Origin of the sequence: Gymnodinialimonas phycosphaerae (assembly GCF_019195455.1) — a bacterium.
GTDB classification, from domain to species: Bacteria; Pseudomonadota; Alphaproteobacteria; order Rhodobacterales; family Rhodobacteraceae; genus Gymnodinialimonas; species Gymnodinialimonas phycosphaerae.
Genome location: NZ_JAIMBW010000001.1, coordinates 1916258 through 1939614, shown reverse-complemented (window position 1 = coordinate 1939614; position 23357 = coordinate 1916258). Strand labels below are relative to the sequence as shown.

At 63.9% G+C, this 23357-nt stretch carries 22 protein-coding genes; 10 read left to right on the top strand and 12 right to left on the bottom strand.

Annotation, left to right across the window (positions count from 1 at the left end):
• The first annotated feature begins 189 nt into the window (after positions 1 to 189).
• The 6 genes from KUL25_RS09550 (at position 190) to mdoH (ending at position 9275) form a co-directional block, all read left to right on the top strand.
• Positions 190 to 1803, top strand: a complete 1614-nt coding sequence (locus tag KUL25_RS09550) for a thiamine pyrophosphate-binding protein (RefSeq protein ID WP_257892734.1) — start codon at positions 190 to 192, stop codon at positions 1801 to 1803.
• A complete protein-coding gene (locus KUL25_RS09545) occupies positions 1790 to 2992 on the top strand; it encodes a CaiB/BaiF CoA transferase family protein (RefSeq protein ID WP_257892733.1) in 1203 nt (400 codons plus the stop codon). The genes KUL25_RS09550 and KUL25_RS09545 overlap by 14 nt, the downstream gene beginning before the upstream one ends.
• A 212-nt stretch (positions 2993 to 3204) precedes the next feature.
• The gene (locus tag KUL25_RS09540; RefSeq protein ID WP_257894837.1) at positions 3205 to 4569 is read left to right on the top strand and encodes a tetratricopeptide repeat protein; all 1365 of its coding nucleotides are present in this window, start codon (positions 3205 to 3207) and stop codon (positions 4567 to 4569) included.
• A gap of 19 nt (positions 4570 to 4588) precedes the next feature.
• Positions 4589 to 5878 carry an OpgC family protein gene (locus tag KUL25_RS09535; RefSeq protein WP_068354351.1) on the top strand — a complete coding sequence of 430 codons (1290 nt, stop codon included), beginning with the start codon at positions 4589 to 4591 and terminating at the stop codon, positions 5876 to 5878.
• A complete protein-coding gene (locus KUL25_RS09530) occupies positions 5875 to 7401 on the top strand; it encodes a glucan biosynthesis protein G (protein WP_427854482.1) in 1527 nt (508 codons plus the stop codon). Before KUL25_RS09535 ends, KUL25_RS09530 begins: the two co-directional genes overlap by 4 nt.
• Complete coding sequence (gene mdoH / locus KUL25_RS09525) at positions 7398 to 9275, top strand: glucans biosynthesis glucosyltransferase MdoH (RefSeq protein ID WP_257892731.1); 1878 nt, start codon at positions 7398 to 7400, stop codon at positions 9273 to 9275. Before KUL25_RS09530 ends, mdoH begins: the two co-directional genes overlap by 4 nt.
• A 144-nt stretch (positions 9276 to 9419) precedes the next feature.
• Here the strand turns inward: mdoH and KUL25_RS09520 are convergent, their stop codons facing one another.
• The 4 genes from KUL25_RS09520 to KUL25_RS09505 are packed head-to-tail and all read right to left on the bottom strand — an operon-like array spanning position 9420 to position 11457.
• Entirely contained in the window at positions 9420 to 9878 is a 459-nt protein-coding gene (locus KUL25_RS09520) for a rhodanese-like domain-containing protein (RefSeq protein ID WP_257892730.1), read from the bottom strand.
• Between the two features lies 1 nt (position 9879).
• Complete coding sequence (locus KUL25_RS09515; RefSeq protein WP_257892729.1) at positions 9880 to 10446, bottom strand: SCO family protein; 567 nt, start codon at positions 10444 to 10446, stop codon at positions 9880 to 9882.
• A complete protein-coding gene (locus KUL25_RS09510) occupies positions 10443 to 11009 on the bottom strand; it encodes a hypothetical protein (protein ID WP_257892728.1) in 567 nt (188 codons plus the stop codon). Before KUL25_RS09510 ends, KUL25_RS09515 begins: the two co-directional genes overlap by 4 nt.
• A 4-nt stretch (positions 11010 to 11013) precedes the next feature.
• Positions 11014 to 11457, bottom strand: coding sequence for a hypothetical protein (locus tag KUL25_RS09505; protein WP_257892727.1), 444 nt, complete (start codon positions 11455 to 11457; stop codon positions 11014 to 11016).
• 118 nt (positions 11458 to 11575) lie between these two features.
• Between KUL25_RS09505 and KUL25_RS09500 the strand changes: the two genes are divergently transcribed.
• Positions 11576 to 12454, top strand: coding sequence for a DMT family transporter (locus KUL25_RS09500; RefSeq protein ID WP_257892726.1), 879 nt, complete (start codon positions 11576 to 11578; stop codon positions 12452 to 12454).
• Here the strand turns inward: KUL25_RS09500 and KUL25_RS09495 are convergent.
• The 3 genes from KUL25_RS09495 to KUL25_RS09485 all read right to left on the bottom strand — a co-directional run bounded on the left by KUL25_RS09495 (position 12451) and on the right by KUL25_RS09485 (position 14807).
• Positions 12451 to 12723, bottom strand: a complete 273-nt coding sequence (locus tag KUL25_RS09495; RefSeq protein ID WP_257892725.1) for a hypothetical protein — start codon at positions 12721 to 12723, stop codon at positions 12451 to 12453. The two genes, KUL25_RS09500 and KUL25_RS09495, sit on opposite strands and share 4 nt — an antisense overlap.
• Positions 12724 to 12851: 128 nt before the next feature.
• On the bottom strand, positions 12852 to 14090 hold the full coding sequence (locus KUL25_RS09490) for an aspartate kinase (protein ID WP_068354509.1): 1239 nt from the start codon (positions 14088 to 14090) through the stop codon (positions 12852 to 12854).
• 63 nt (positions 14091 to 14153) lie between these two features.
• Positions 14154 to 14807, bottom strand: coding sequence for an SDR family NAD(P)-dependent oxidoreductase (locus tag KUL25_RS09485; protein ID WP_257892724.1), 654 nt, complete (start codon positions 14805 to 14807; stop codon positions 14154 to 14156).
• 126 nt (positions 14808 to 14933) lie between these two features.
• On the opposite strand from KUL25_RS09485, the gene KUL25_RS09480 reads away from it, so the two are divergent.
• Positions 14934 to 15905: a threonine dehydratase gene (locus KUL25_RS09480; RefSeq protein WP_257892723.1), complete on the top strand. Its 972-nt coding sequence runs from the start codon at positions 14934 to 14936 to the stop codon at positions 15903 to 15905.
• Between the two features lie 108 nt (positions 15906 to 16013).
• Here the strand turns inward: KUL25_RS09480 and KUL25_RS09475 are convergent, their stop codons facing one another.
• From KUL25_RS09475 to glmU, 4 genes are read right to left on the bottom strand one after another with little or no spacing between them, the layout of a single operon-like run.
• Complete coding sequence (locus KUL25_RS09475; RefSeq protein WP_257892722.1) at positions 16014 to 16697, bottom strand: DNA alkylation repair protein; 684 nt, start codon at positions 16695 to 16697, stop codon at positions 16014 to 16016.
• The gene (locus KUL25_RS09470; protein ID WP_257892721.1) at positions 16694 to 17302 is read right to left on the bottom strand and encodes a GNAT family N-acetyltransferase; all 609 of its coding nucleotides are present in this window, start codon (positions 17300 to 17302) and stop codon (positions 16694 to 16696) included. The genes KUL25_RS09475 and KUL25_RS09470 overlap by 4 nt, the downstream gene beginning before the upstream one ends.
• Positions 17299 to 19107, bottom strand: coding sequence for a glutamine--fructose-6-phosphate transaminase (isomerizing) (gene glmS, locus KUL25_RS09465; RefSeq protein ID WP_257892720.1), 1809 nt, complete (start codon positions 19105 to 19107; stop codon positions 17299 to 17301). The genes KUL25_RS09470 and glmS overlap by 4 nt, the downstream gene beginning before the upstream one ends.
• A 4-nt stretch (positions 19108 to 19111) precedes the next feature.
• Entirely contained in the window at positions 19112 to 20476 is a 1365-nt protein-coding gene (gene glmU, locus KUL25_RS09460) for a bifunctional UDP-N-acetylglucosamine diphosphorylase/glucosamine-1-phosphate N-acetyltransferase GlmU (protein WP_257892719.1), read from the bottom strand.
• Positions 20477 to 20609: 133 nt separating this feature from the next.
• Between glmU and KUL25_RS09455 the strand changes: the two genes are divergently transcribed.
• Together KUL25_RS09455 and KUL25_RS09450 are read left to right on the top strand one after the other, a co-directional pair.
• Entirely contained in the window at positions 20610 to 21275 is a 666-nt protein-coding gene (locus KUL25_RS09455; RefSeq protein WP_257892718.1) for an HAD hydrolase-like protein, read from the top strand.
• 57 nt (positions 21276 to 21332) lie between these two features.
• The gene (locus tag KUL25_RS09450) at positions 21333 to 22535 is read left to right on the top strand and encodes a DegT/DnrJ/EryC1/StrS family aminotransferase (RefSeq protein WP_257892717.1); all 1203 of its coding nucleotides are present in this window, start codon (positions 21333 to 21335) and stop codon (positions 22533 to 22535) included.
• 100 nt (positions 22536 to 22635) lie between these two features.
• On the opposite strand, the gene KUL25_RS09445 is transcribed toward KUL25_RS09450, so the two are convergent.
• Positions 22636 to 23226 carry a porin family protein gene (locus KUL25_RS09445; protein WP_257892716.1) on the bottom strand — a complete coding sequence of 197 codons (591 nt, stop codon included), beginning with the start codon at positions 23224 to 23226 and terminating at the stop codon, positions 22636 to 22638.
• Positions 23227 to 23357: the final 131 nt, after the last annotated feature.

Genomic DNA, 23357 nt, shown 5'->3' with positions numbered 1-23357 from the left:
CGTCCTGCGGCCATGGCCCAGATGTAACGCGGGCGGGCTTTGTCCTGCAATGGCAGTCACCCACGTGTTTGCGGTAACCTGCCTCTGAGCGGGGGTAAAGACCAAGCACAAGGACGTGTGGCCGCCTTGCCTTGGAGCCCGCGCTCGTTTCAGTGTAGCCGGGGTCAGGCAAACGAAAAGGGCAATTTCATGATACAACAGATGCGCGCGGCGGATGCGGTCGCGGTCAGGCTTTACGAGGCCGGGTGCCGCCATGCCTTCGGGATGCCGGGCGGCGAAGTGCTGACCATCGTCGACGCGCTGGAAAAGGCCGGGATAGCCTTCCATCTGGTCAAGCATGAGAACGCGGGTGGGTTCATCGGCGAGGGCGTGCACCATGTCGACGGCGCGCCGGTGGTGCTGGTGGCCACGGTCGGGCCGGGGTTGATGAACGCGGTCAACGTGGTGGCCAACGCCGAACAGGACCGGGTGCCGATGGTCGTGCTGACAGGATGCCTGGATGCCGATGAGGCGCTGACCTACACGCACCAGGTGCTGGATCACCGCGCCGTGCTGGACCCGATCACCAAGGCGACGTTCACGCTGACGGCGGCCGAGGCCGACACGATTGCCGACAAGGCCGTCGCCATCGCCTGCGAGCGTCGCGCGGGGCCGGTCCTGATCGATGTGCCGATCGCCGTGGCCGACACGCCTTGCGTCCCCAAGGGCCGCCGCCGCGCGCCCGAGTCCCAGGTCGCGCCCTATGGGGCCGATCTGGGGACCGCAGATCGATGGATGCTGGACGCCAGGCGTCCGATCATCATCGCGGGGCTTGATGTGCTTGCCGACAACGCCAGTGCCGATCTCCAGGCCTTCGCGGAAACCTACAGCATTCCCGTCATCACCACCTACAAGGCCAAGGGCGTCCTGCCCGAGGATCATCCGCTCGCCATGGGCGGCGCGGGCCTGTCGCCGTTGGCTGACAGCCACCTCTTGCCGCTTGTGGAGCAGGCCGATCTGATCTTGTGCATCGGCTATGACCCGATCGAGATGCGCCCGGGCTGGCGCGAGGTCTGGGACCCCGCCAGGCAACGTGTCATCGACATCCAGGCAACCCCGAACCGCCACTACATGCACCAGGCAACGCTTAGCTTCACCTGCAACATCGGGGCCGGGCTGGCAGCGCTTTCGGGCGTCAGACCCCATGAAACATGGCCGGGCAAAGAGCCCGCAACCACCAAGGCGGCCCTTGGACGGGCGTTCCCGCAGGACGACGATTGGGGCCCTGCCGGCGTGATCGCCGAGGCCCGTGCAGCCTTGCCCGCCAACACGCGTGTGTCGGTGGACAGCGGCGCGCATCGCATTCTGCTCAGCCAGATGTGGGAAACGCCGATGCCGCGCGGGCTTATCCAATCCACGGGACTTTGCACCATGGGCTGCGCGGTGCCGATGGCCATGGGCCTTGCGCTGGCCGACCCGGGTAGCCCCGCCGTGGGCTTTGTGGGTGACGGTGGCTTCCTCATGGTTGCCGGTGAATTGACCACTGCCGCCGACATGGGGCTTGCGCCGATCATCATTGTCCTCGTCGATGCCTCTCTGGCGCTGATCGAGAAGAAACAGCGCGAACGGCAACTGAACAATGCCGCCGTGGACTATCCGGCCAAGCACGACATCGCGCGGATCGGTCGGGCCATGGGCGGGGCAGGGGTGACGGTACGCAACCGGGCTGACCTGCGCGCCGCCATAGAAGGTGCGCTGAAGGCGGAAACCTTCACCGTCATTGCCGCAGAAATTGACCGGGGGGGATATGATGGCCGCATCTAAGGGACCGTTGGAGGGGCTAATTGTTCTTGATCTGTCACGCATTCTGGCCGGGCCGACCTGCACACAGGCCCTGGGCGACCTGGGTGCCACGATCATCAAGATCGAACACCCGGACCGCGGCGATGACACGCGTGGCTGGGGGCCTCCGTTCGCCACGGGCGAAGACGGGCAGCCCACGGATCTTTCCAGCTATTTCATGTGCGCCAACCGTAACAAGCTGTCTGTGGCGGTGGATATCGCGACAGAAGAAGGCCAGAAAACGATCCACCAGATCGCCGCCCGCGCCGACATCGTGATCGAGAATTTCAAGCCCGGCGGGCTAGAGAAATACGGCCTCGACCATGCAACGCTGCTCACAGCTTATCCCCAGCTTATCCACTGCTCGATCTCGGGCTTCGGGCATACGGGGCCCAATCGTGAAAAGCCCGGCTATGATCTGATGGCGCAAGGCTATTCCGGCATCATGTCCCTGACCGGAGAGCCCGACGGCGCCCCGATGAAAGTGGCCGTGGGCATCGCCGACGTGATGACCGGCATGTATGCAAGCATCGGCATCCTCGCCGCCCTGCGCCACCGGGATAAAACGGGGCAGGGGCAGCATGTGGATCTGTCACTGGTCGACGCCTCGCTGGCGTGGATGATCAATGAAGGCGTGGCCCATCTGACAACGGGAAAGCCGCGTGCCCGGCGTGGGAACGAGCATGCAACAATCGTGCCGTATCAGACCTTCGCCTGCTCGGACGGCTTCGTTCTGGTCGCCGTCGGCAATGACCTGCAATACACGCGGTTCTGCGATTTCCTCGGGCAGCCCGATTTGGCGGATGACCCGCGCTTTGCCACGAATTCCGCCCGCGTGACGAACCGCGAGACCCTGATCCCGCTACTGGAAGCGCTGATGGTCCAGCACAGCCAGGCCGATATCGTCGCGGGTCTTGAGGCCCGCAAAGTCCCCGTGGGCCCCGTAAACACGGTAGAGCAGGCCTTTGCCAGCGACCAGGCGATGGCACGGGGGATGCGCATCGACATGGCCAAGGACGGGATCGATCGGGGTGGCGTGGAATTGATCGGAAATCCGCTGAAATTCTCTGTCACACCAGTCACTTACCGCCGCCCGCCGCCGCACCTGGGCGAAGACACGCAGGCGGTCCTGGACTGGCTCTCGGGCGTGCGCGCGGCGCCGGAACTCTAGGCACACGGCCTGAAATTCGGGCGCGCCCTGCGCGTAAAGCGCCGCGATAACAGCGACTTCCTGCCGATCATGGGGCGATCCGGCGAAAAAACGTTCACGCGCGCATCCCATCGGCTCACATGTCCGTCATATCGCCCCATCTGCCCTTCGCGCAGGCGGACCCATGGTCTAATCGGAATAAAGGCGACTTGATCAGAATCGGATACGGCATGCTGCAGACAGACTGTTTCGGCCAACCCAGCACCATCGCGACGGCGGCAGGGGTTGAGGCATGGAACGCCACGCAGATGGCCTTTCTGGCCCATGGTGCCAAGACGCCCGATCACCTTGGTGCGACATTGTACGCTGACCCCGAATTTGCGTTGGGCCATGCAGTGAAGGGTATTTTCCTGCTGCTTCTTGGTCGGGGAGAGCTTGTGCAAACCGCCCGTGAGGCATGCGCCAGTGCCAAGGCGTCCGATCAAAACCGTCCGATCACGGTACGCGAACGGGCCTTCGTGAGCGCCCTGGAGATCTGGCTGGGTGGGCAACCGTCCAAGGCGGTAGCACTTCTCGACAAGGTGCTGGAAACCGCGCCGGACGATACGCTGGCCATGAAGATCGCCCATGCGATCCGCTTTGTGCTGGGGGATGCGCAAGGCATGCGCCGCTCGATCGAGGCGGTGATGCCCGCATATGGCCAGGACCACCCCGGGCGCGGTTACCTCATGGGCTGCCACGCCTTCGCGCTGGAAGAGACCGGCGAATACGGCCGCGCGGCGGCGGCAGGCTCGGCGGCGCTTGCGATCCGTCCCGATGACGCTTGGGGCCTGCACGCGGTGGCCCATGTCTACGACATGACCGCCGCGCCCGAGAAGGGCCTGCGCTGGCTGTCGGGTCGCGAAGCGGCCTGGGCCCATTGCAACAATTTCCGCTACCACGTTTGGTGGCACAAGGCGCTGATGCACTTGGACATGGGGCAAACCGATGTCGTGCTGGACCTCTATGACACGCTGATCCGCGCCGACAAGACGGACGATTACCGCGATATCTCCAACGCGACATCGCTGTTGATGCGGCTGGAGCTGGAGGGGATCGACGTGGGCGATCGGTGGGACGAACTGGCCGAAACCTCGGCTGCACGCACGGACGATGGACAGCTGATCTTCGCGGATCTGCACTACCTTCTGGCCCTTGTCGGGGGCCGGCGTGAGGACGCAACCGCCACGCTGGTGGCGCGGATCGCGGCGGACGGCGCGCGCGGCAGCACCGAGATGGAGATGCGCATGGCCAGCCCCGGAACGGCGGCGGCCCAGGGGTTGGAAGCCTTCGGTGAAGGCGATTACGCGACGGCCTTCGCGGGCCTGCGCCGCGCCCGGCGGCACATGCAACTGGCCGGCGGCTCACACGCGCAGCGCGATGTGTTCGAGCGTTTGACAATCGACGCCGGGATTCGTTCGGGTGCCATGAAGGACGCACTTGGCCTGCTGGAGGAACGCACAACACGGCGCGCCGGTCGGGACGATCGTTTTGCAGCCACCCGGCGTGAAATGATTGCCGCCAGCCCCGCGTCCCCCTTGCGCGTTCCGGCCGAATAAAGGACACGGGCCCTTGGCCATGGTCAGTACAACACCAGATTTTGCACCTCCTCCCCGCGCCGCAGCCCAGGCTGCCGCGCCCGCGACCGTGCGCGATCCGCGCCTCGATTTCTTTCGCGGTATCGCGATGATCATCATCCTTTTCGCCCACACGCCGGGGAACTTCTTCACCTCGTGGATACCGGCGCGCTGGGGCTTCTCGGACGCGACCGAGATGTTTGTTTTCTGCTCGGGCATGGCCTCGGCCATTGCATTCGGGCGCACGTTCGAGCGGGCGGGATGGGGCCTTGGGGCGGCGCGGGTCGGATACCGCTGCTGGCAGGTCTACTGGGCGCACATCGGGATGTTTTTCGCCATCGCAGCCCTGATGGTGGCGCTGAACGCGCTGGGTCCGTTCGAGCGGAATTACGTGGGACAGCTGAACCTGATCCCCTTCTTCGACGGCATAACCCGCGATGACGTGCTGGTGTCGACGACGATGGACCAGATGCTGGGTCTTGTGACGTTGACCTATGTGCCGAACTACTTCGACATCCTGCCGATGTACCTTGTGATCCTGGCGATGATGCCCCTCGTCATGGCCTTGTCACGGGTGAACCTGTGGCTGACGGCGGCCGTTGTGGTGACGGTTTGGCTGTTTGCCCAGTCGCGCCTGCTGGAGGCCATGGGCGTCGGCCACTTGGCCCTGTCCCTGCCCGCCGAACCGTGGAGCGACCGTCAGTGGTTCTTCAACCCCTTCGGCTGGCAGTTGGTCTTCTTCACCGGGTTCGCGTTCATGATCGGGTGGCTCCCCAAGCCACCGGTCAAGATGTGGTTGATCGCGCTGGCCCTGATTGTCGTGCTGGCCAATATCCCGCTGTCGAACATCGGGGTGCGTGCGGTGAACCGCGAATGGCTTGGCTTGGCGTTCGAGGGCAACCCCGTGGTCGATTGGCGGGTCGCAAACCAGATGTGGATCACCAAATCCGACTTCGGCCTGTTCCGCTATGCGCAGTTCCTGTCGCTGGCCTATCTGGCTTGGGTTCTGGTCGGCGAGGGGGGCAAGTACCTGATCGCATCTGGGTCTGGCATGGCGTCGCGCGCATGGGACGTCACGGTACGCCAGTTGATGAAGATCGGCCAACAATCCTTGGCGGTGTTTGTCTTCTCGATGATCCTGGCGCGCCTTAACGGCTTCTGGCTGGACCAATGGGGCCGGGACGCGGCCTGGCACACGGTGTTCGTGAACCTCGTTGGGGTCGGGTTGCTGCTGGCCGTCGCCTACGGCGTCGGTTGGATCAAATCACAGCCGTGGCGGGTAAAGCGATGATCGGGCCGAATATCTCGCGCCGCTCCTCGCTGGCGCTGCTGGCGGCGGCCATGGCCTCACCTGCACTTGGCTTGCCGATGTTCCGTGAGGGCTCTGCCCATCCCTTTGACCGTGCCTGGTTGGAGGCAGAGGCGCTGCGCCTGTCGCAAGCCCCCCACATGCCCCTGCCACAGGTGCCCGAGGGCTGGCGCAACCTAAGCTACGACGAATACCGGATGATGTGGTTCAATCCCCAGCGGGGCCTTTGGACCGATGAGGATCGGCCCTTCAAGGTGGATTTCTTCCACCCTGGCCTCTATTTCCCCCGTCCCGTGGAGGTCAATGTCGTCGAGGGCGGCATCGCCCAGACGCTTGCCTTCGACATGTCCTTGTTCGACATGACGGACCAATTCCCCGATCTGCCTGTGGATGAGACGATGGGCTATTCCGGCCTGCGCTTGCGCGCCGCCTTGGAACGGGCTGACATCTTCACCGAATTCGCGGTCTTCCAAGGGGCAAGCTATTTCCGCGCCATCGGCACGGGCATGAACTATGGCCTCTCGGCACGTGGCCTTGCGATCAACACGGCCGGGCCAGAGGGCGAGGAATTCCCCGAGTTCACGCGGTTCTGGCTGGAAGCCCCGCAGCCCGGCGATGCGACGCAGGTCTTGCACGCGCTGCTGGATGGCGAAAGCTGCACCGGGGCCTATACCTTCTACATCGATCCCGGCGAGGCCACGCGGATGTCCGTGCAGGTCACGCTGTACCCCCGCGTGGACCTGCCCCATGTGGGGATCGCGCCGCTGACGTCGATGTTCCTTTTCGATCAGACCAACCGCGCCGGTCACGATGATTTCCGCCCCGCAGTCCACGACAGCGATGGGCTGATGATCCACAACGGCGCCGGTGAGCTGCTGTTCCGTTCCCTGAAGAATCCGGCGCAGTTGGAAGTGTCCTCGTTCGTCGACGACAGCCCTCAAGGCTTCGGGCTGATGCAACGGGCGCGCGACTTGGCGGATTTCGAAGACTTCGAGGCCCACTACGAGGACCGCCCGTCTTTGTGGATAACACCGGGCGAAAGCTGGGGCGAAGGCTCCGTCCAACTGGTGGAAATTCCCTCGGAATTGGAGATCTACGACAATATTGTCGCGTATTGGCGCCCCCGCGCCGGGCTGGAGGCCGGGGGCGAATATCGCTTCACCTACGACATGGAATGGAGCGCGGAACCGCCGCGCCCCCGGAACGTGGCGCCGGTTCTCAACACCGCGATTGGCGGCAATTGGGACCGTTCCCGAACGCTGGTCTCTGTCGATTTTGCCGATCATCCGGCGCTCTCGGGCAACCCCGACAGCTATACCAGGATTGTCCGCGCGCACCGGGGTGAGGTCACCGACGGCGTGCTGGAGCGCAACCCGCGCACTGGCGGCCTGCGCCTGACCTTCGCGTTGGAGCCGGGCGATGTCCCCTCCATGGAGCTGCGGGCGCAGTTGTTGGCGGGCGACGAGCCGGTCACGGAAGTCTGGCTCTATCGGTGGTCCGCATGACGATGCCCCTCCGCGCCGAGCCGTACATGCCCCCGCAAGCGCCCCTCTCGCGCCCGATCCAGAACCTGCGCACGACCTATCAGGATGCCAGCGCCCCGGGGCTTGGCCGGGGCCGCGCGGGCCTTTGGCGCCTGGCGACGTTCCTGCCTGCCTTCATCACGACCTTTGGCATCGTTGCGGTCTTCACGGACTGGTTCGTGATGGGGGGGCTGACGGGCTTTGAACTGACGCTGATCGCCCTGATCGCGCTTACCTTCTTCTGGATTTCGCTCTCTGTTTCGACGGTCAGCGTGGGCATTCTGCGCCTTGTGCTGACGCGCAAACGCGCCGCTCCTGCGACCGGCCCGGCGATGGATGTGGCGCTTCTGGTGCCCTGCTATAATGAGGTGCCTTGGGACGTTTTCGGCAATGCCTGCGCGATGTTGGAGGCGCTGGATGCGCACCCCACACAGCACCGCTACACCCTGTTCATTCTGTCCGACACGCGCAACGCCGAAACCGCAGACCAAGAGTTGCGCGCCTTCGCGACGCTGCGCGCACGCCTGCCCGAAAGCATCCGCATACACTACCGCCGCCGCGCCGAGAACACGGACCGCAAGGTCGGCAACCTTGCCGACTGGGTGGAACGGTGGGGGGGCGGGTATGCGGCGATGGTTGTGCTCGACGCCGATAGCCTGATGTCCGGCGACGCCATTGTGGCACTGAGTGATGAGTTGTCGAACGACCCCAGCGCGGGCCTGATCCAGAGCTTTCCGCAGCTCTACGGGGCCGAGACGGTTTTTGCCCGCGTGCAGCAGTTTGCATCGGCCATATATGGTGCGGCGCTTGCCGAAGGCCTTGCCACCTGGAGCGACCGGGAGGGCAACTACTGGGGCCACAACGCCATTATCCGCACCGCGGCCTTCGCCTCCTGCGCCGGATTGCCAAGGATCCGGACCCTCTCGGGCGAGGGCGCGTTGATCCTGTCCCACGACTTCGTGGAAGCGGGCCTTTTGCGCCGTGCAGGCTGGGGCGTGCGCTTCTCGCCGCGCATCAAGGGCAGTTATGAAGAGGTCCCCGCGACCCTGATCGATTACGTCATCCGGGACCGGCGGTGGTGCCAAGGCAACCTGCAACACCTGAAATTGCTGGCGGCCAAGGGGTTCCACGGGGTCAGCCGGTTCCACATGTTCCACGGCGCGATCAGCTACCTGCTAAGCCCCGCGTGGTTTGCGCTGCTGATGGTCTGGGCGCTGATCGGAACGGGGCAAGAGCAGAACGTGATCCGCTATTTCTCTGGCGTCAATCCACAGGTGCAATGGCCGGAAATGACCGCCGTTCATGCGACCGCCTTGCTGGTCTTCATGTACGGAATGCTGTTGGCGCCCAAGGCGTTGGGAGCTGCCGCAATCGGCGGCGTGGGCCTGCGCATCGAAGAGCTTGGCGGCTTCTTTCGCTTCTTCGTATCCTTTGTGTCCGAGTTGATCTTGTCCATTCTCTATGCGCCGATCCTGATGGTGCAGCAGACCTTGGCCGTCGCCAAAACGCTTCTGGGCGTGAAGGTGGATTGGGCGCCGCAAGCCCGCGCGGGAGGGCGATATTCGCTCTGGGCGATGCTGAAATTCCACATGCTCGAGACGCTTGCAGGCACGGCGATGATCGCGGGGATGGTGGCCGGGATCGTCTCGGTCTGGCTTTTGCCGATCGCATTCTCTCTGGCCTTCGCGGTGCCGCTCTCGGCGCTGTCGGGCCTGCGGTTGACGCGCTTTCGTGCCACGATGCAAGCGCTCGGCACGCCCGAGGTCTACGCAGCGCCTGCAATTATCCGGGCGGCAAAAGCGCATCGCGCCGAGTTGCGAGAGACCCTGAAAGACCTGCCAAGCGCCGCAGAATAATGCCCCTCGCGCACGCTGGTGCCCCCCGCGCAAATCAGGCTTTTGCAAAAGCCTGAACAGAGCCTTGCAAGGCTCTGGTAAATCCCTTGCAAGGGATTTGGCCCCAGGGTGCATGCCGGGGTGATGTCGGCTGCATTCCGGGTGCTAGCTTCGGTCCACGGGCAGCCCTTCGCGGATCCAGCCGGGCCCGGCACCAGAGCCGAACATGCCTTCGGGAACGTCCATGATGTTGGTGAAGCCCGCGCCGACCAACTGGTTGGTAAGCCGCGACGACCGCACCCCGCGCGCGCAGATCAGAGCCACGGGCGTGTCCGTTGCGCCGCCGGTCAGCGCCAGCAGCGCCTGCGCAAAATCCTCGCGGCGCATGTCGAGGCGATGGCTGGGAACCGGGCTGCCGGTGGCCGCCCATTCATCGGGGCGACGGATGTCGATCAACAGTATTTCCCCCGCAGACGCCATCGTGTGGGCGGTTGTGACGTCGATCTGTTGATCGACGCCCTCTGACAGGGCGGAATAGAACAGGTTGCGGCCCTCGGTGGCCGCGAACGCACCGCCCACAAGCGCCAAAGCGCCCGCGCCGATCAAGACCCGCCTGCGATCCATCCTAGCTTGCCTCGTTCAGATAGCCGGAAACGATCTGAGCCATCATCTCGGGCCCCAGCACTGGCGGCAGCAGGGTCAGCACCGTGCCGTTGCCATCCAGAAGGTAGATGAACGATCCATGAGAGAAGACAGTGCCGTAAAACGGATCCACGAAAAGTTCTTCAAATTCGACGGAATAGGCCTCGTAGGCCGCTTGTAGCGCGTCCTCGGTGCCGGTGAGGCCCACGAAGGTCGGGTGATGGACGTGCAGTGCCTCGGCCATCGTATCCACGGTGTCGCGGTCGGGATCTACCGTGATCATCAGGGGACGAAGGGTCGTTCCGTCCTCGGCCAGAATGTCCACGATAGAGGCCATCGTGGGGAACACGGCAGAGCAGATTTCCTGGCAGTTGGCATAGCCGAAGAACAGCAGTTGTGGCTGGCCGTCTGGGTCGACTTCCGTGCGCGCGGCCCCGGTGTGATCGGTCAGCATGAAGCTTCCGCCCACCGCATCGGTCAGGCTTTGGGCGGCGGCTGTCTGCGCGGACAGGAAGCCCACGCAAAGAGCCAAAAGGGCGCGGGCGATCATTGCGTAAGCTCCCACGCCTCTTGCCATGTCTCGCCCGTGCCAAGGTAGCCATCGGCCTCGATCAGTGCCAGGACGCGGGGATCGTTGCGGTACCAGCGCCCGTCTTGGGCGGCGGCTTCGGGGAAGTCCTCGGCCCAGGCGTCGGTCCATCCGTTCGCCGTGGTCCAGTCTTCGTCCCCCAGAAGGCGCACGCGCTGGACCTGGTAGACATTGGTGGCGCCGATGTAGTCGTCCTCGATCAACAGGCCGTCGACCTCGACGTCCATCTGGCAAAACGGCGCCAGATCAACGGCGGCGCCGGTGAATATGCCCTGATTGTTCTTGTTGGGGTAGGTCAGCACGCCATCGGCGGCGCGTAATAGGCCCAACTGACGACCGGCGGCGCAGGCATTGTCGCAATCGCCCGCCACCTCGCAGAGCATGTCGACAACTGTGGCCTCGAACCGGGCGGGCTGTTCCCACGCCAGGTTCCAGGATCGCGCCTCGGACCCTTCAGAGAAGGGGCCATCCTGGGCGGCGGCCGGGGCGGCGACAAGCGCCAGGGGGATCAGGTATTTCCACATGGCCTCAGCCCTCCGGGTTGGGGATGGCGAAGCCGGGAATGGCCCCGAAATCTGTATGGTTGATGTTGGTGATGCCGTGGTCTTCCATGACCTCATCGATGACGAGGTAATTCAGCCCGTCGCGGGCAAAAACCTGCCCCGAAACGGTGATGTCGTGGGACGCCAACTCCAGCTGCGTCTGGCCGCTGGCGCTCTGATCGTCGCCGCCAATGGCCAGGATCATGTAGACCGTGCCATCCTCACCCAGAAGGCCCACGGGAATGCCGCCCGCACTGCACCAGATCGCGCAGGTATGATGGGCCGTGCCCTGAACCGCATCCGGTCCGCCCATGACGCCCGAGAAGTAGCACCACGTGTCAATGACCTCGCCCCGGATGGTGGCCGCTTGGCCGTCCGCAAACGCAGGCGAAGCCGCCAGCACCAAGGCTGCCGTAAATGCGTGTTTCATGGCCGATATCTCCCATTTTCCCTCGGCTCGACGCTAACAGCGGTCACCAGAGTTGTAGAATCACGTTTTTGCGTGGGGCCGCATTGCCTCATCGCAGGCCACGGGGTACCTGCGCGATATGCAACACGCGCGCACATCATTACTCGCGACGGCGACCGTTATCGGATCAGGCCTGTTGTGGGGCTTCTACTGGGTTCCGGTCCGCGAACTGAATGCCCTTGGGTTGTCGGGTGCCTGGGGCACCCTGGCGATCACGTTGGCCGCGGCTCTGGTGCTGTGGCCGGTTGTCGTCTTTCGCAACAGAAAACTCTGGCGGTCAGACCCGGGGGCATTGGCGGCCATTGCCTTGGGTGGCGTGGCGTTCTGCCTCTATTCCATTGGCTTTGTTTACGGCCATGTCGCGATCATCATCCTGTTGTTTTTCCTGACCCCGGTCTGGAGCACCCTGATCGGCCGTTTCGTCATGGGCTGGGACACGCCCGCCTTGCGTTTGGTGGCGATCGTGGTCGGCCTGTTGGGGCTGGCAACCATGTTGAGCGCGGGAGGAGGTGTGCCGCTGCCCAGGGGCCTTGGCGAATGGATGGCACTGGCGGCGGGGCTGCTATGGGCGATATCCACCACCGTCATCCGCGTGCGCCCGGGGCCCGCGCCGCTGGAGGCGGCATTCGTCTTTGCGGTGGGGGCAGCCGTGGCGTCAGCGGCCATGGCGCCCGGTCTTGGCGCGTCGCCGGGTGTGATCCACTGGGGGAGCGTTGCGATCTGGGCGTGCGTCGCCGGGCTTCTGTGGTGGGGGCCAGCCATTGCCGCGTTGATGTGGGCCACGACGCAGTTGGACCCGGTGCGGGTCGGGATCTTGTTGATGTCAGAAGTGTTGGTCGGCGCAGCCTCTGCGGCGCTGATCGCCGGAGAGACCCTAAGCCCGATAGAGGTGATCGGCGGCAGCTTGGTGCTCTGCGCAGGTGTCCTCGAAGTTTGGCCGGTAAAGCGGCACCGCTAGTCTTTTGGCCACGTCCACGCGATGGCCGAAAGGTAATTGCCACTGTCCACCGCCACCACGGTCGAGCGTTTGGGGCCGTAGGCATCGGCGCGCCGGGCCTTGCGCTCGGCGTTGCGGTTGTGGGCGCGGCGGGTCAGACCCGATAGCGTCAGGACAAGGAACACGCCATCGCCGCGCACGGGCAAGGTATCCACGGTTTCCCACCCTTCGTTCAAAGCGTCTGACAACATCGCGTTGGGGTCACGTTTGAGGGGGGTCTCGTGTTTCATGATCGGCCCTTTCGTTGACGATAGTGTAAAGCTATCACGGAGCGTTATGAAACATATAGGAACGCTAGCGCTGTATCGACAGGCCAGGTAAAAGATTTATTGAATGTGTGACGTGGCGTAAGGCGGCCTCAGGCCGCCTTTTCCAACTCGAACGCGTCATGAAGCGCCTGAACGGCCAATTCCATGTACTTTCGGTCGATCAGCACGCTGACCTTGATCTCGGACGTGGTGATCACCTTGATGTTCACGCCCTCATCGCGAAGCGTCTGGAACATCTTGGCGGCCACACCGGCATGGCTGCGCATGCCGATACCCACGATGGACACCTTGGCCACGTCCTTGTCGGCAATCAGCGAGGCAAAACTGATATCGCCCGCCGCTTTTGCATCATCCATCGCTTTCTCGGCCCGCGCGACCTCGCCCACCGGACAAGAGAAGGTCATATCCGTGATCCCGCCGTCCGAGATGTTCTGGACAATCATGTCGACGTTCACGCCCGCCTCGGCCAGGGGGCCGAAGATCGCGGCGGCGATGCCGGGGCGGTCCTCGACAGACTGAAGGGTCATTTTGGCTTCATCGCGGGAATAGGCGACCCCGGCCACAACGTTGGATTCCATGATTTCTTCCTCCGGGCAGACAAGGGTGCCGGCGTCGTCCGACGGCTCCTCAAACGATGACAGAACGCGCAGGCGGACTTTGTAGCGCATGGCGAGTTCAACGGAACGGGTTTGCAGGACCTTGGCCCCAAGCGAGGCCAGTTCCAACATCTCTTCGAACGCGATGCGATCCAGCTTGCGGGCCTTGGTGGTGATGCGCGGGTCCGTTGTGTAGACGCCGTCGACGTCGGTGTAGATGTCACACCGCTCGGCCCCGAACGCCGCTGCAAAGGCCACGGCGGTGGTGTCGGACCCACCACGCCCCAGCGTCGTGATCCGCCCCTCGGGCGAGATGCCCTGGAAGCCGGCCACGACGGCCACGCGCATGCCCTCACCGAACTTGGCGTTCAGATTGGCGGTGGGGATTTCCTCGATCCGGGCCGAGGCGTGGGCGTCGGTGGTCAGAAGTGGCACCTGCCAGCCCTGCCAGGACCGCGCGGGCACCTCCATTTCCTGAAGGGTCAGCGCCATGAGGCCCGCGGTCACATTCTCGCCGCTGGAAACGACGGCATCATATTCGCGGGCGTCGTAGAAAGGGCCCGTCTCTTCGACAAAACCCACAAGTTTGTTGGTCTCGCCAGACATCGCCGACACGATGACGATCACGTCGTACCCATTGGCAACTTCACGCCCCACGCGCTTGGCTGCACGGCGGATACGATCAAGCGTGGCGACAGACGTGCCGCCGAATTTCATCACAAGAAGGGGCATCAGCATCCCGTAGTTTGGTTCGGTCAGGCGTTTACCTGCGGGCTAACGCGGGGGCAAGGGCGCTCAGTAATCCTGTGGGCTGCCGTCCCAGTTCAGGAAAATGCCGGTTGTCTCAAGCCCAAGGTCCGCAATCCGCGCGCCAAGGCCCGCGACGCTTTCGTCGATGCTGATCGCGGCGGCGTCTCCGCCCATCTCGGTTCGCACCCAACCGGGGTGGTAGATGCCAACGGCAATGCCGCTGGGTTTCAGGTCAACGGCAAGGTTACGCCCCAGATTGATCGCCGCCGCCTTGGAGGCGCGGTAGATCAACCCATTGCCGCCCGCCTTGAGGGACGATCCCATCTGGCTTGCGATGATGGCGATTTTCGGTGCGGGGGCGGCTTTCAAGTTGGGCAGCAGCGCCTGCACCGTCAGGAAGACCCCGGTGACATTGGTGGCGAAGGTCCTGGCCCAAAGCTCCGGCGCGTAGCCGGTGGCGGTGTCCTCGTGCCGGTCCGGGAACACGCCCGCATTGCAGATCAGCGTGTCGATTTTTGTCTGGCCCAAGCCTTCGGCGAAGGCCGCGATGGAGGCCGGATCCGTCACATCCAGCGTCGCACCCGCCGTGCCCGCTGCCCCGCCGCGCGAAGTGCCGATCACTTGCGCGCCCGCCGCCGCGTAATGGGCCGCCAAGCCCGCGCCGATGCCCCGGTTGGCCCCTGAAATCACGATAGCCATTGTCGCCCTCTCCCCCTAAACTTACCCTGTGCGCGTGAATAGAGTTTCACGTTTTTTGATATATATCAAACGTTTAAGCCCTTGCTCAAGCTTGAGCAGGGGTTATTCGCCAGACCGGAGCGCCCGATGAAGTTGACCGAACACGACCTGCAAGAGGCCGCCCGCATCGTCTACACCGGGATGCCCCCCACCCCGCAATACGCCTGGCCGCAACTGGCCAAGCGGTTGGGATGCGAGGTCTGGGTGAAGCACGAGAACCACACCGCCACCGGCGCCTTCAAGCTGCGCGGCGCGATCACCTTCATGGATTGGCTGTTGAAGACGCACCCCGATATGCCGGGCATCTGCACGGCAACGCGCGGCAACCACGGCCAGGGTCAGGCCCGCGCAGCGGTGGCAGCGGGCCTGACAGCCAAGGTCTACGTGCCAAGGGGAAATTCGGTGGAGAAAAACGCCGCCATGCGGGCTTTCGGGGCCGAGGTGATCGAGTTCGGCGACGATTTCGACGAGTCGCGCGCCGAGGCGATCCGGGTGGCGGAAGCAGAGGGGTTGTTCCTTGTACCGCCATTCAACGAGGCGATCGTACGGGGCGTGGCAACCTACGCGTGGGAGTTGTTCACGGCGGTGCCGGATCTGGACACCGTTTATGTGCCCATCGGCTGCGGCTCGGGCATCTGCGGGACGATCCTGGCGCGCGACGCGCTTGGGGTGGAGTGTGACATCGTCGGCGTGGTGAGCGAGAACGCGCAGACGGCGAAGCTTTCCGTAGAAGCGGGACAGCTGGTCGAGACGGACAGCGCGCGGACGTTTGCCGACGGCATGGCCGTGCGGATGCCGGTGCAAGCGGCTTTCGACATCTATTCCAAGGGCGCGGCGCGGATCATGACCGTCTCGGACACCGAGGTCGCCGAGGCGATCCGGGTCTACTACCGCGACATCCACAATCTGGCGGAAGGGGCTGGCGCGGCGCCGCTGGCGGCGCTGATGCAGGAAAAGGAAGCGATGGCCGGGAAAAAAGTGGGCGTGATCCTATGTGGCGGCAACATCGACACAGAGTGGTTTCTGACCGTGATGTCGGGGGGCGTGCCCGAGGTGTGAGCGCACGCCGTCAAACGGGTGTGCCTTGGGCTGCCCGGGGGACTGCATATCTGAGGAACAAAGAGGACCGCAAACGGCGCGTGACCTCTTGAGCGATCGCGCGCGGGATCAGGGGAGGTAGCGAGCGGCCTCCTTGGCGGCGAACGGTTTGAGGCGGTCGCCGTTGTGTTCAAGCCAGATGCGCGCGGCATCCTGGTCGCGCTTGGAGAGGTCCCGCAGCCACCAGGCAATGGCTTTCTGGATGAACCATTCGGGATCCTGCGCAAGTGCCGCGGCCCAATTGAGCACGCGATCGCGCGCGGCTTTCTCTGTGGCAGAGGGGTGGCGGGATTTTACGAAGGATAGGGTGAACACAAAGGCCGCGCGGCGGGTCCAAAGGTGCTCGGCCTGGGTCCACTCTTCCAGAAGATCGAGGCGAGAGGGGTCCTGGACAAGACGTTTCTGGGCGCTTTGGGCCACGGCATCGGCGATGGCCCAGGAATCGAATTGCGGAACGACAGAGGTGATCCAGCCCCACGCAAGCGTGTCGTCGGGTCGCATACGGGCTTGCAGGAACAGCTTTCCGGCGGCGATGCGGGCCTCAAAGATATCCGTGTCCCAGAGGCCTTGGGCGAGGGCAACCAGCGCCGCCTGGTCGGCAGCGTCCTTGCGCCACTGGGTCGCCAGATCGCCGGTGATGGCGTTGGATAGGCCCAGATATTCGCGGTCCGCCTTGTGATAGGAGGCCATGCCAGCGGCCTTTTCAGGGTCAGCATGGGCGCGCAGGGCGGCGAGGGCGTCATCTACATTCATCGTGGCCTCAAGATCTGCCAGTCGAGGTGGCTGCGCACCACCGGCCATTCGGGGGCGGTGATGGAATAGACGGCGGTGTCGCGGGTCGTCCCATTCGGGCTGCGCATATGGGCGCGCAGGATACCGTCGAACTGGGCGCCGAGGCGTTCAATCGCGCTGCGGCTTTGCTGGTTCAGGCGGTGGGTGCGGAACTCGACCGCCAGGCAGCCCCAGACCTCAAACGCATGGGCAAGCAACAGCCGCTTGGCCTCGGTATTCAGCGGCCCGCGTTGGGCGTTTGGACCGATCCAGGTAGAGCCGATTTCAACGCGCGGTGTGGCGTGGTCGATGTTCATATAGGTGGTCATGCCGACGGGCGTGCCGGATGCGTCCACTTGCGTGAAGGGAATCATCCTGCCCGCGTCGCGCTCGGCCAGGCGGCGGGTGATCTCGGCGGCCATGCCGTCGGCCGAGGGGACGCTGGTGTACCACAACTTGTGCAATTGCCCGGCCGCACTGGCGTGAGCCAGTGGGTCGTGGTGGTCGTGACTAAGGGGCTTGAGCGTGACGTGGGTGCCCGTCAGCGTCAGATCGATGGGGCTGAGGTGGGCAGAGGGGGGCGTCATTCCACCGTCACCGATTTCGCCAGATTGCGTGGCTGGTCCACGTCCGTGCCTTTGTGCAGCGCGGTGTGGTAAGCGATCAACTGGGCAGCCACGGCGTAAAGCATGGGGGCAAGAGCCGGGTCTACCGTCGGCATCACCAACGTGGCCCAAGTGCCGTCGCCGGCCTGCGCCGCGCCCTCGGCGTCAGTGATCAGCCAGACCTTGCCATCGCGCGCCATGACTTCCTGCATGTTGGAAATCGTCTTGTCGAAGAGCGCATCACGCGGGGCGAAGACGATCACGGGGACGGTCTTGTCAATCAATGCGATCGGGCCGTGCTTCAGTTCCCCGCTCGCATAGCCCTCGGCGTGGATATAGCTGATTTCCTTGAGCTTCAGTGCGCCTTCCATGGCCAGCGGGAACATCGCGCCGCGGCCAAGGAACAGCACCGATTTCGCCTCGGCCAGCCTGGCCGTGCGCTTGGCGATCTTGTCTTCCAACGCCAGGGCCTGATTGATCAGGCCAGGCATGCCGTGCAGGATTTCGAGCAGTTCAGCCTCGCGTACCGCATCGATACGGCCGCGCTGGCGTGCCGCCATGATGGCGAGGTTGGCCAGCACACCCAGTTGGTTCATGAAGGCTTTCGTTGACGCAACGCCCACTTCCACGCCCGCCAAGATCGGCAGGGCCACGTCGGATTCGCGCGCGATGGAGGACGACGGCACATTCACCACCGAGACGACCCGGTCGACCTTCTCTGTCACGTAGCGCAGGGCGGCAAGGGTGTCGGCGGTCTCTCCTGATTGGCTGACGAACAGCGCCGTCGCCTTGGGCGAGACGGGCGGTTCACGGTAGCGGAATTCCGAGGCGATATCGACGTCGCAGGGGATTCCTGCGAACTGCTCGAACCAGTATTTCGCTATGGCGCAGGCGTAGTAGGCAGTGCCACAGGCGACAAGGATCACGCGGTCGGTTTGCGTGAAGTCTAGCGGCTGGGGCAGGGTGACGCCGCCTGCGTCCGTGTAATGGCTGAGGCAATCGGCAAGCACGACGGGCTGCTCGAAAATCTCCTTCGCCATGAAATGCTTGTGGCCGCCCTTGTCGAGCTGCATGGATTGGGCAGAGACGCTTTGCATCTCGCGATTGGCAAGGGCGCCTTGGGCGTCGTGGATCTCGACCCCGGCGCGACTGACAAACGCGTAGTCGCCTTCTTCCAGGTAGGTGATGCGGTTGGTCATTGGCCCAAGTGCGATGGCGTCGGAGCCCACGTACATCTCTCCATCCCCGTGCCCGATCGCCAAAGGTGACCCCATGCGCGCGGCGACGATCAGGTCTTCCTCGCCGTGGAACAGGAACGCCAGCGCATAGGCGCCCTCCAGATGCGCCAACGTCTCGACCGCGGCGTCGCGGGGCGACAGCCCCTGATCGAGGTAATCCTCGCACAGCTGCGCCACGGTCTCTGTGTCGGTCTGGGACACGAACGTGCGATGGGAAAGCTTTGCACGCAGCTCCTTGTAGTTCTCGATGATACCATTGTGCACCACGGCCACGCGGCCCGCCTGATGGGGGTGGGCGTTGGTGACGGTCGGACCGCCATGGGTCGCCCACCGGGTGTGGCCGATGCCAGACTTTCCCGCCAGCGGGTCATGGACCAGCGCATCGGACAGGTTCACCAGTTTGCCCACGGCGCGGCGACGGTCCAGCACGCCGTCCTGCACGGTGGCGATTCCGGCGCTGTCGTAGCCGCGATATTCCAGACGCTTCAGCGCTTCTACAAGGATGGGTGCCACCTCGTGGTTGCCCAAGACGCCTACGATTCCGCACATGGCGTTAGTCCTTTGACTTTGCGGCTTTGATAGCCTTGAGCCGGTCGCGCAGCTTCACCGCGAGGCCGGGTTTGTTCACTTGCTTGGCGCGCCCGATCGCCAGCGCACCGTCGGGAATGTCGTCCGTGATGGTCGAGCCGCTGGCCGTCATCGCCCGTGTGCCCACGGTCACGGGGGCCACCAGCATGGTGTCCGAGCCGATGAACGCGTCGGCCCCAATCGTGGTGCGATGTTTCATGACGCCATCGTAGTTGCAGGTCACTGTGCCTGCGCCGATGTTGGCGCGCTCACCGATGGAGGCATCGCCGATATAGGAAAGGTGATTGACCTTCGCGCCCTCGGCGATCTCGGCATTCTTGACCTCAACGAAATTACCGATCTTGGCGTCATTGCCGATCTCCGCCCCGGGGCGCAGGCGAGCGTAGGGGCCGACGATGGCACCGGCACTGACGTGGCAGCCTTCGAGGTGGCTGAAGGCGCGGATATGGGCGCCGGATTCGACGGTGACATTCGGGCCGAAGACCACGTAGGGCTCAATCACGGCATCGCGGCCGATGTGGGTGTCGAGGGCGAAATGCACCGTGTCGGGGGCCTGCATCGTGACACCGACCTCGATCAACTCGGCCCGGCGTTGGGACTGGAACTGCGCCTCGGCGTGGGCCAGTTCCGCGCGGGAGTTGATGCCGATGGTCTCGGCTTCATCGCAGGCGATGGCGGTCGCGGTCAGGCCCGCATTGCCCGCCAGTTCGGGAATATCCGTCAGGTAGTATTCGCCCGCTGCATTGTCATTCGTGATCTGGGTCAACAGGGACATCAGCGTGGCCGCATCGGCGCAGAGAACGCCGGAATTGCAAAAGGTGATCTTTCGCTCTTGCTCGGTCGCGTCCTTGAACTCCACGATCTTCTGCAAGATGTCCCCGTCCATCACCATGCGCCCATAGCGGCCCGGATCAGTAGGCCGAAATCCAAGCATCACCACGTCGTGGGCGGTGCGGGCAATGCGCATGGCTTGCAGCGTTTCGGGCGTAAAGAAAGGGCTGTCCCCGTAAAGAACCATTGCGTCGCCATCGAAATCCTTCAACGCATCGGCGGCTTGCAGCACCGCGTGGCCGGTGCCCAGTTGTGGCGCTTGCCTGACGGCAACGGCTTCGGGCGCGATGTCTTGCAAGGCAGCCTCCACTTGCTCTGCGCCATGGCCCGTCACGACGATCAGCCGGGACGGCTCCAGCGCCGCGCCCGCCGCGATGGTATGGGCCACCAAAGGGGCGCATCCCAGCGGGTGCAGGGGCTTGGGCAAATCGGAGTTCATCCGAGTGCCGGCACCTGCCGCAAGAACGATCAGGGCAAGGGGGCGGTGTGTGGCCTGCATGAAACGTCTTTCCTTCGCGTTTGCAGCCTATTAACCCTGCAAAGACCCGGGGCATAGCCCCGATGCGTTCAAATTGGCCGACAAGCTGTAATAGCGGTGGGCGGAAAGATGCCGAAGTAGGTCGAGGACAGTGATGCGAACAGTGGTTTTTGACCTGGACGGCACCTTGGCCGACACGGCGGGCGATCTGATCGCCTCGGCCAATGCGGCGCTGGCCGAATTGGGGCACCCGCCGCAATTGGTGATGGGTGCCGACGACGCGACGGCCTTCGCGGGCGGGCGTGCGATGCTGCGTCTGGCGGCCTCGCGGATGGGCATCGACGACGCGGAGGGCTTGGCCGACGCCGGATATCAGCCGCTGCTGGAGGCCTACGGACGCGACATTGACCTGCACACGACGCTTTATGACGGCGCGGTGGCTGCGGTCGATCGCCTTCGGGCGCGGGGCGACGCGACTGGAATTTGCACCAACAAACCTGAGGGTCTGGCGGTCGAATTGATCGAACGCCTCGGCCTGACAGAGCGCTTTCCGGCGCTGATCGGGGCCGACACGCTTGAAACGCGCAAGCCTGATGCAGCCCCCCTGGTGGAGACGATCTCGCGGCTTGGCGGCAATCGGGGCATGGCGGTGTTGATCGGTGACACGATCACCGATCGGAAGACAGCGCTTGCGGCGGGAATCCCCTGCATTCTGGTCACCTTTGGCCCCACGGGCCGCGCTGTTGCGGACCTGAACCCCGAAGGCCTGCTGGAGCATTACGACGACCTGGAGCGTATCATCGACCAGGTGTTGGCCTGATCGGTTGCGCGCCTCTGGCCCATTGACGCGGGCGGGCTTTGGGCCAATCTTGGCGTTATGACACAGACAGTTTTCACCGGAAATTTCACCCAGCAAGAGCCGATCCCCGAGGCCGCGATCGACGCGGCCGTGGCGGTCATGCGCTCGGGCCGGTTGCATCGCTATAACACCGCCCCCGGCGACGATGGCGAGGTGGCGAAGTTGGAGCAGGAATTCGCGGACGCGGTGGGCGCGAAATACTGCCTTGCCGTTGCGTCCGGCGGCTACGCGATGGGCGCGGCCCTGCGCGCGGTGGGGGTGGGGCCCGGCGACAAGGTCCTGACCAATGGCTTCACGCTGGCCCCAGTGCCCGGCGCGATTGCAGCCGTGAATGCGGTGCCCGTCTTCGTGGAAGTAACCGAGTCCCTGACGATCGACCTTGAAGATTTGTCTTTGAAGGCAAAGACTTCCGGGTCAAAGGTCCTGCTGTTGAGCCACATGCGCGGGCATCTTTGCGATATGGATCGACTGATGGAAATCTGCAACGCCGCGTCGATCCAGGTGATCGAGGATTGCGCCCACACGATGGGCGGCGCCTGGCGTGGCGTGGCGTCAGGGCGGCATGGGCTGATGGGGTGCTACTCGACGCAAACCTACAAGCACATCAACTCGGGCGAGGGGGGGCTATTGGTCACCGATGACGCCGAGATGATGGCGAAAACGATCATGTTGTCCGGCTCTTACATGTTGTTCGAGCGGCACAAAGCCGCCCCGCCGCCCGAGGTTTTCGCTGACGTTAAGTATGTCACCCCCAACGTCTCGGGCCGGATGGACAACCTGCGTGCGGCGATCCTGCGTCCACAATTGGCCGATCTGCCTGCGCAGGTCGCGCGGTGGAATGTGTTGTACCGGGCGGTGGAAGACGGCCTGCGTAACACGCCCGGCCTACAGGTGATCGAGCGTCCGCCCGAGGAAAGCATCGTCGGCTCATCCATTCAGGTGCTGCTGCCGGGCATTGCGCCTGCGGCGATTGAAGCCGTGGTCGCGGGTTGCAAGGCGCGCGGCGTGGAGCTGAAATGGTTTGGTGCGCCGGAGCCCGCCGCCTTCACCTCGCGCTACGACAGTTGGCGCTACGCCCCGGCACAGTCGCTGCCGAAGACCGATCGCATCTTGGCGGGGCTGTTGGACATGCGCCTGCCGCTGACTTTTTCCGTGGCGGATGCGGGGATTATCGCCGAGATCATCCGGGATGAGGTTCTGGCCGTCCACGTGCCCGTCTGATCCCACGATAAGGGCCTGAACCCACGATACGCCCTGTGTGATCCCACAAAAAAACCCGCGTCTTGCGAGGCAGGCCTTTCGGAAGTGTGAAGGGATAAGCTCAGAAGCGCAGCGCGACACCCAAACCAACGGCATTCGCGTCGATCTGCGCATCCCCCGGAACACCGGGCAGCGTGCCCGCTTCCGGGTTCATGTGGGTCGATGTGTAGTCCAAGCGGACCGAAACTGAATCGGTCAGCAACATCTCGACACCAATGCCATAGACCAGGCCATCTGCCGAGCCATCCGTGGAGATCCCGGCGGCCGCACTGTAATTCACCATCTGGTAGCCAACAGAGCCGTACACCAAGGCGTTACCAATGGCGTAGCCGCCACGTACGCGAGCGTTGACGACGTTGTCGAACTCGAAATCAGGGTTGCCAAGTGCGGTTTGGAAGGACACCGGGCCGCTGATGCCAACTTCTGCGCCGACGACGAAGTTGTCCCCGATCGCGTAGTTGTAACCGCCGTATGCGCCGAACCCTGTGCCTTCCTGAAGCGGAATCATCGCGGTGGAATTGTCGAACTCAGGCGAAATGATGTTGGTGGCGAAACCCGCATAGAAACCAGTCCACTGGCTTGCGTCCTGTGCGCTTGCACCGGTTGCCGCGAAGGCAGTTGCAAGGGCGAGGGCTGAGATCGTAAGGCGCATGGCGCGGGACCTTCGTTCATTCTGTTTGCGGTGCTCGAGTCCGCTTGTCCTGACTAGTATAACGCGACCGCATGTGTCGGAAAAGGCGTGGGGTCTTCACAAGGGCGTTTTCGGCGGTTTGCGGCAAGAAT

What these genes read in the sequence shown, in the direction of transcription:
- KUL25_RS09550 (WP_257892734.1), top strand. Translation starts at nt 190, where the DNA reads ATGATACAACAGATGCGCGCGGCGGATGCGGTCGCGGTCAGGCTTTAC.
- KUL25_RS09545 (WP_257892733.1), top strand. Translation starts at nt 1,790, where the DNA reads ATGGCCGCATCTAAGGGACCGTTGGAGGGGCTAATTGTTCTTGATCTG.
- KUL25_RS09535 (WP_068354351.1), top strand. Translation starts at nt 4,589, where the DNA reads ATGGTCAGTACAACACCAGATTTTGCACCTCCTCCCCGCGCCGCAGCC.
- KUL25_RS09530 (WP_427854482.1), top strand. Translation starts at nt 5,875, where the DNA reads ATGATCGGGCCGAATATCTCGCGCCGCTCCTCGCTGGCGCTGCTGGCG.
- mdoH (WP_257892731.1), top strand. Translation starts at nt 7,398, where the DNA reads ATGACGATGCCCCTCCGCGCCGAGCCGTACATGCCCCCGCAAGCGCCC.
- KUL25_RS09520 (WP_257892730.1), bottom strand. Translation starts at nt 9,878, where the DNA reads ATGGATCGCAGGCGGGTCTTGATCGGCGCGGGCGCTTTGGCGCTTGTG.
- KUL25_RS09515 (WP_257892729.1), bottom strand. Translation starts at nt 10,446, where the DNA reads ATGATCGCCCGCGCCCTTTTGGCTCTTTGCGTGGGCTTCCTGTCCGCG.
- KUL25_RS09510 (WP_257892728.1), bottom strand. Translation starts at nt 11,009, where the DNA reads ATGTGGAAATACCTGATCCCCCTGGCGCTTGTCGCCGCCCCGGCCGCC.
- KUL25_RS09505 (WP_257892727.1), bottom strand. Translation starts at nt 11,457, where the DNA reads ATGAAACACGCATTTACGGCAGCCTTGGTGCTGGCGGCTTCGCCTGCG.
- KUL25_RS09500 (WP_257892726.1), top strand. Translation starts at nt 11,576, where the DNA reads ATGCAACACGCGCGCACATCATTACTCGCGACGGCGACCGTTATCGGA.
- KUL25_RS09495 (WP_257892725.1), bottom strand. Translation starts at nt 12,723, where the DNA reads ATGAAACACGAGACCCCCCTCAAACGTGACCCCAACGCGATGTTGTCA.
- KUL25_RS09490 (WP_068354509.1), bottom strand. Translation starts at nt 14,090, where the DNA reads ATGCCCCTTCTTGTGATGAAATTCGGCGGCACGTCTGTCGCCACGCTT.
- KUL25_RS09485 (WP_257892724.1), bottom strand. Translation starts at nt 14,807, where the DNA reads ATGGCTATCGTGATTTCAGGGGCCAACCGGGGCATCGGCGCGGGCTTG.
- KUL25_RS09480 (WP_257892723.1), top strand. Translation starts at nt 14,934, where the DNA reads ATGAAGTTGACCGAACACGACCTGCAAGAGGCCGCCCGCATCGTCTAC.
- KUL25_RS09475 (WP_257892722.1), bottom strand. Translation starts at nt 16,697, where the DNA reads ATGAATGTAGATGACGCCCTCGCCGCCCTGCGCGCCCATGCTGACCCT.
- KUL25_RS09470 (WP_257892721.1), bottom strand. Translation starts at nt 17,302, where the DNA reads ATGACGCCCCCCTCTGCCCACCTCAGCCCCATCGATCTGACGCTGACG.
- glmS (WP_257892720.1), bottom strand. Translation starts at nt 19,107, where the DNA reads ATGTGCGGAATCGTAGGCGTCTTGGGCAACCACGAGGTGGCACCCATC.
- glmU (WP_257892719.1), bottom strand. Translation starts at nt 20,476, where the DNA reads ATGCAGGCCACACACCGCCCCCTTGCCCTGATCGTTCTTGCGGCAGGT.
- KUL25_RS09455 (WP_257892718.1), top strand. Translation starts at nt 20,610, where the DNA reads ATGCGAACAGTGGTTTTTGACCTGGACGGCACCTTGGCCGACACGGCG.
- KUL25_RS09450 (WP_257892717.1), top strand. Translation starts at nt 21,333, where the DNA reads ATGACACAGACAGTTTTCACCGGAAATTTCACCCAGCAAGAGCCGATC.
- KUL25_RS09445 (WP_257892716.1), bottom strand. Translation starts at nt 23,226, where the DNA reads ATGCGCCTTACGATCTCAGCCCTCGCCCTTGCAACTGCCTTCGCGGCA.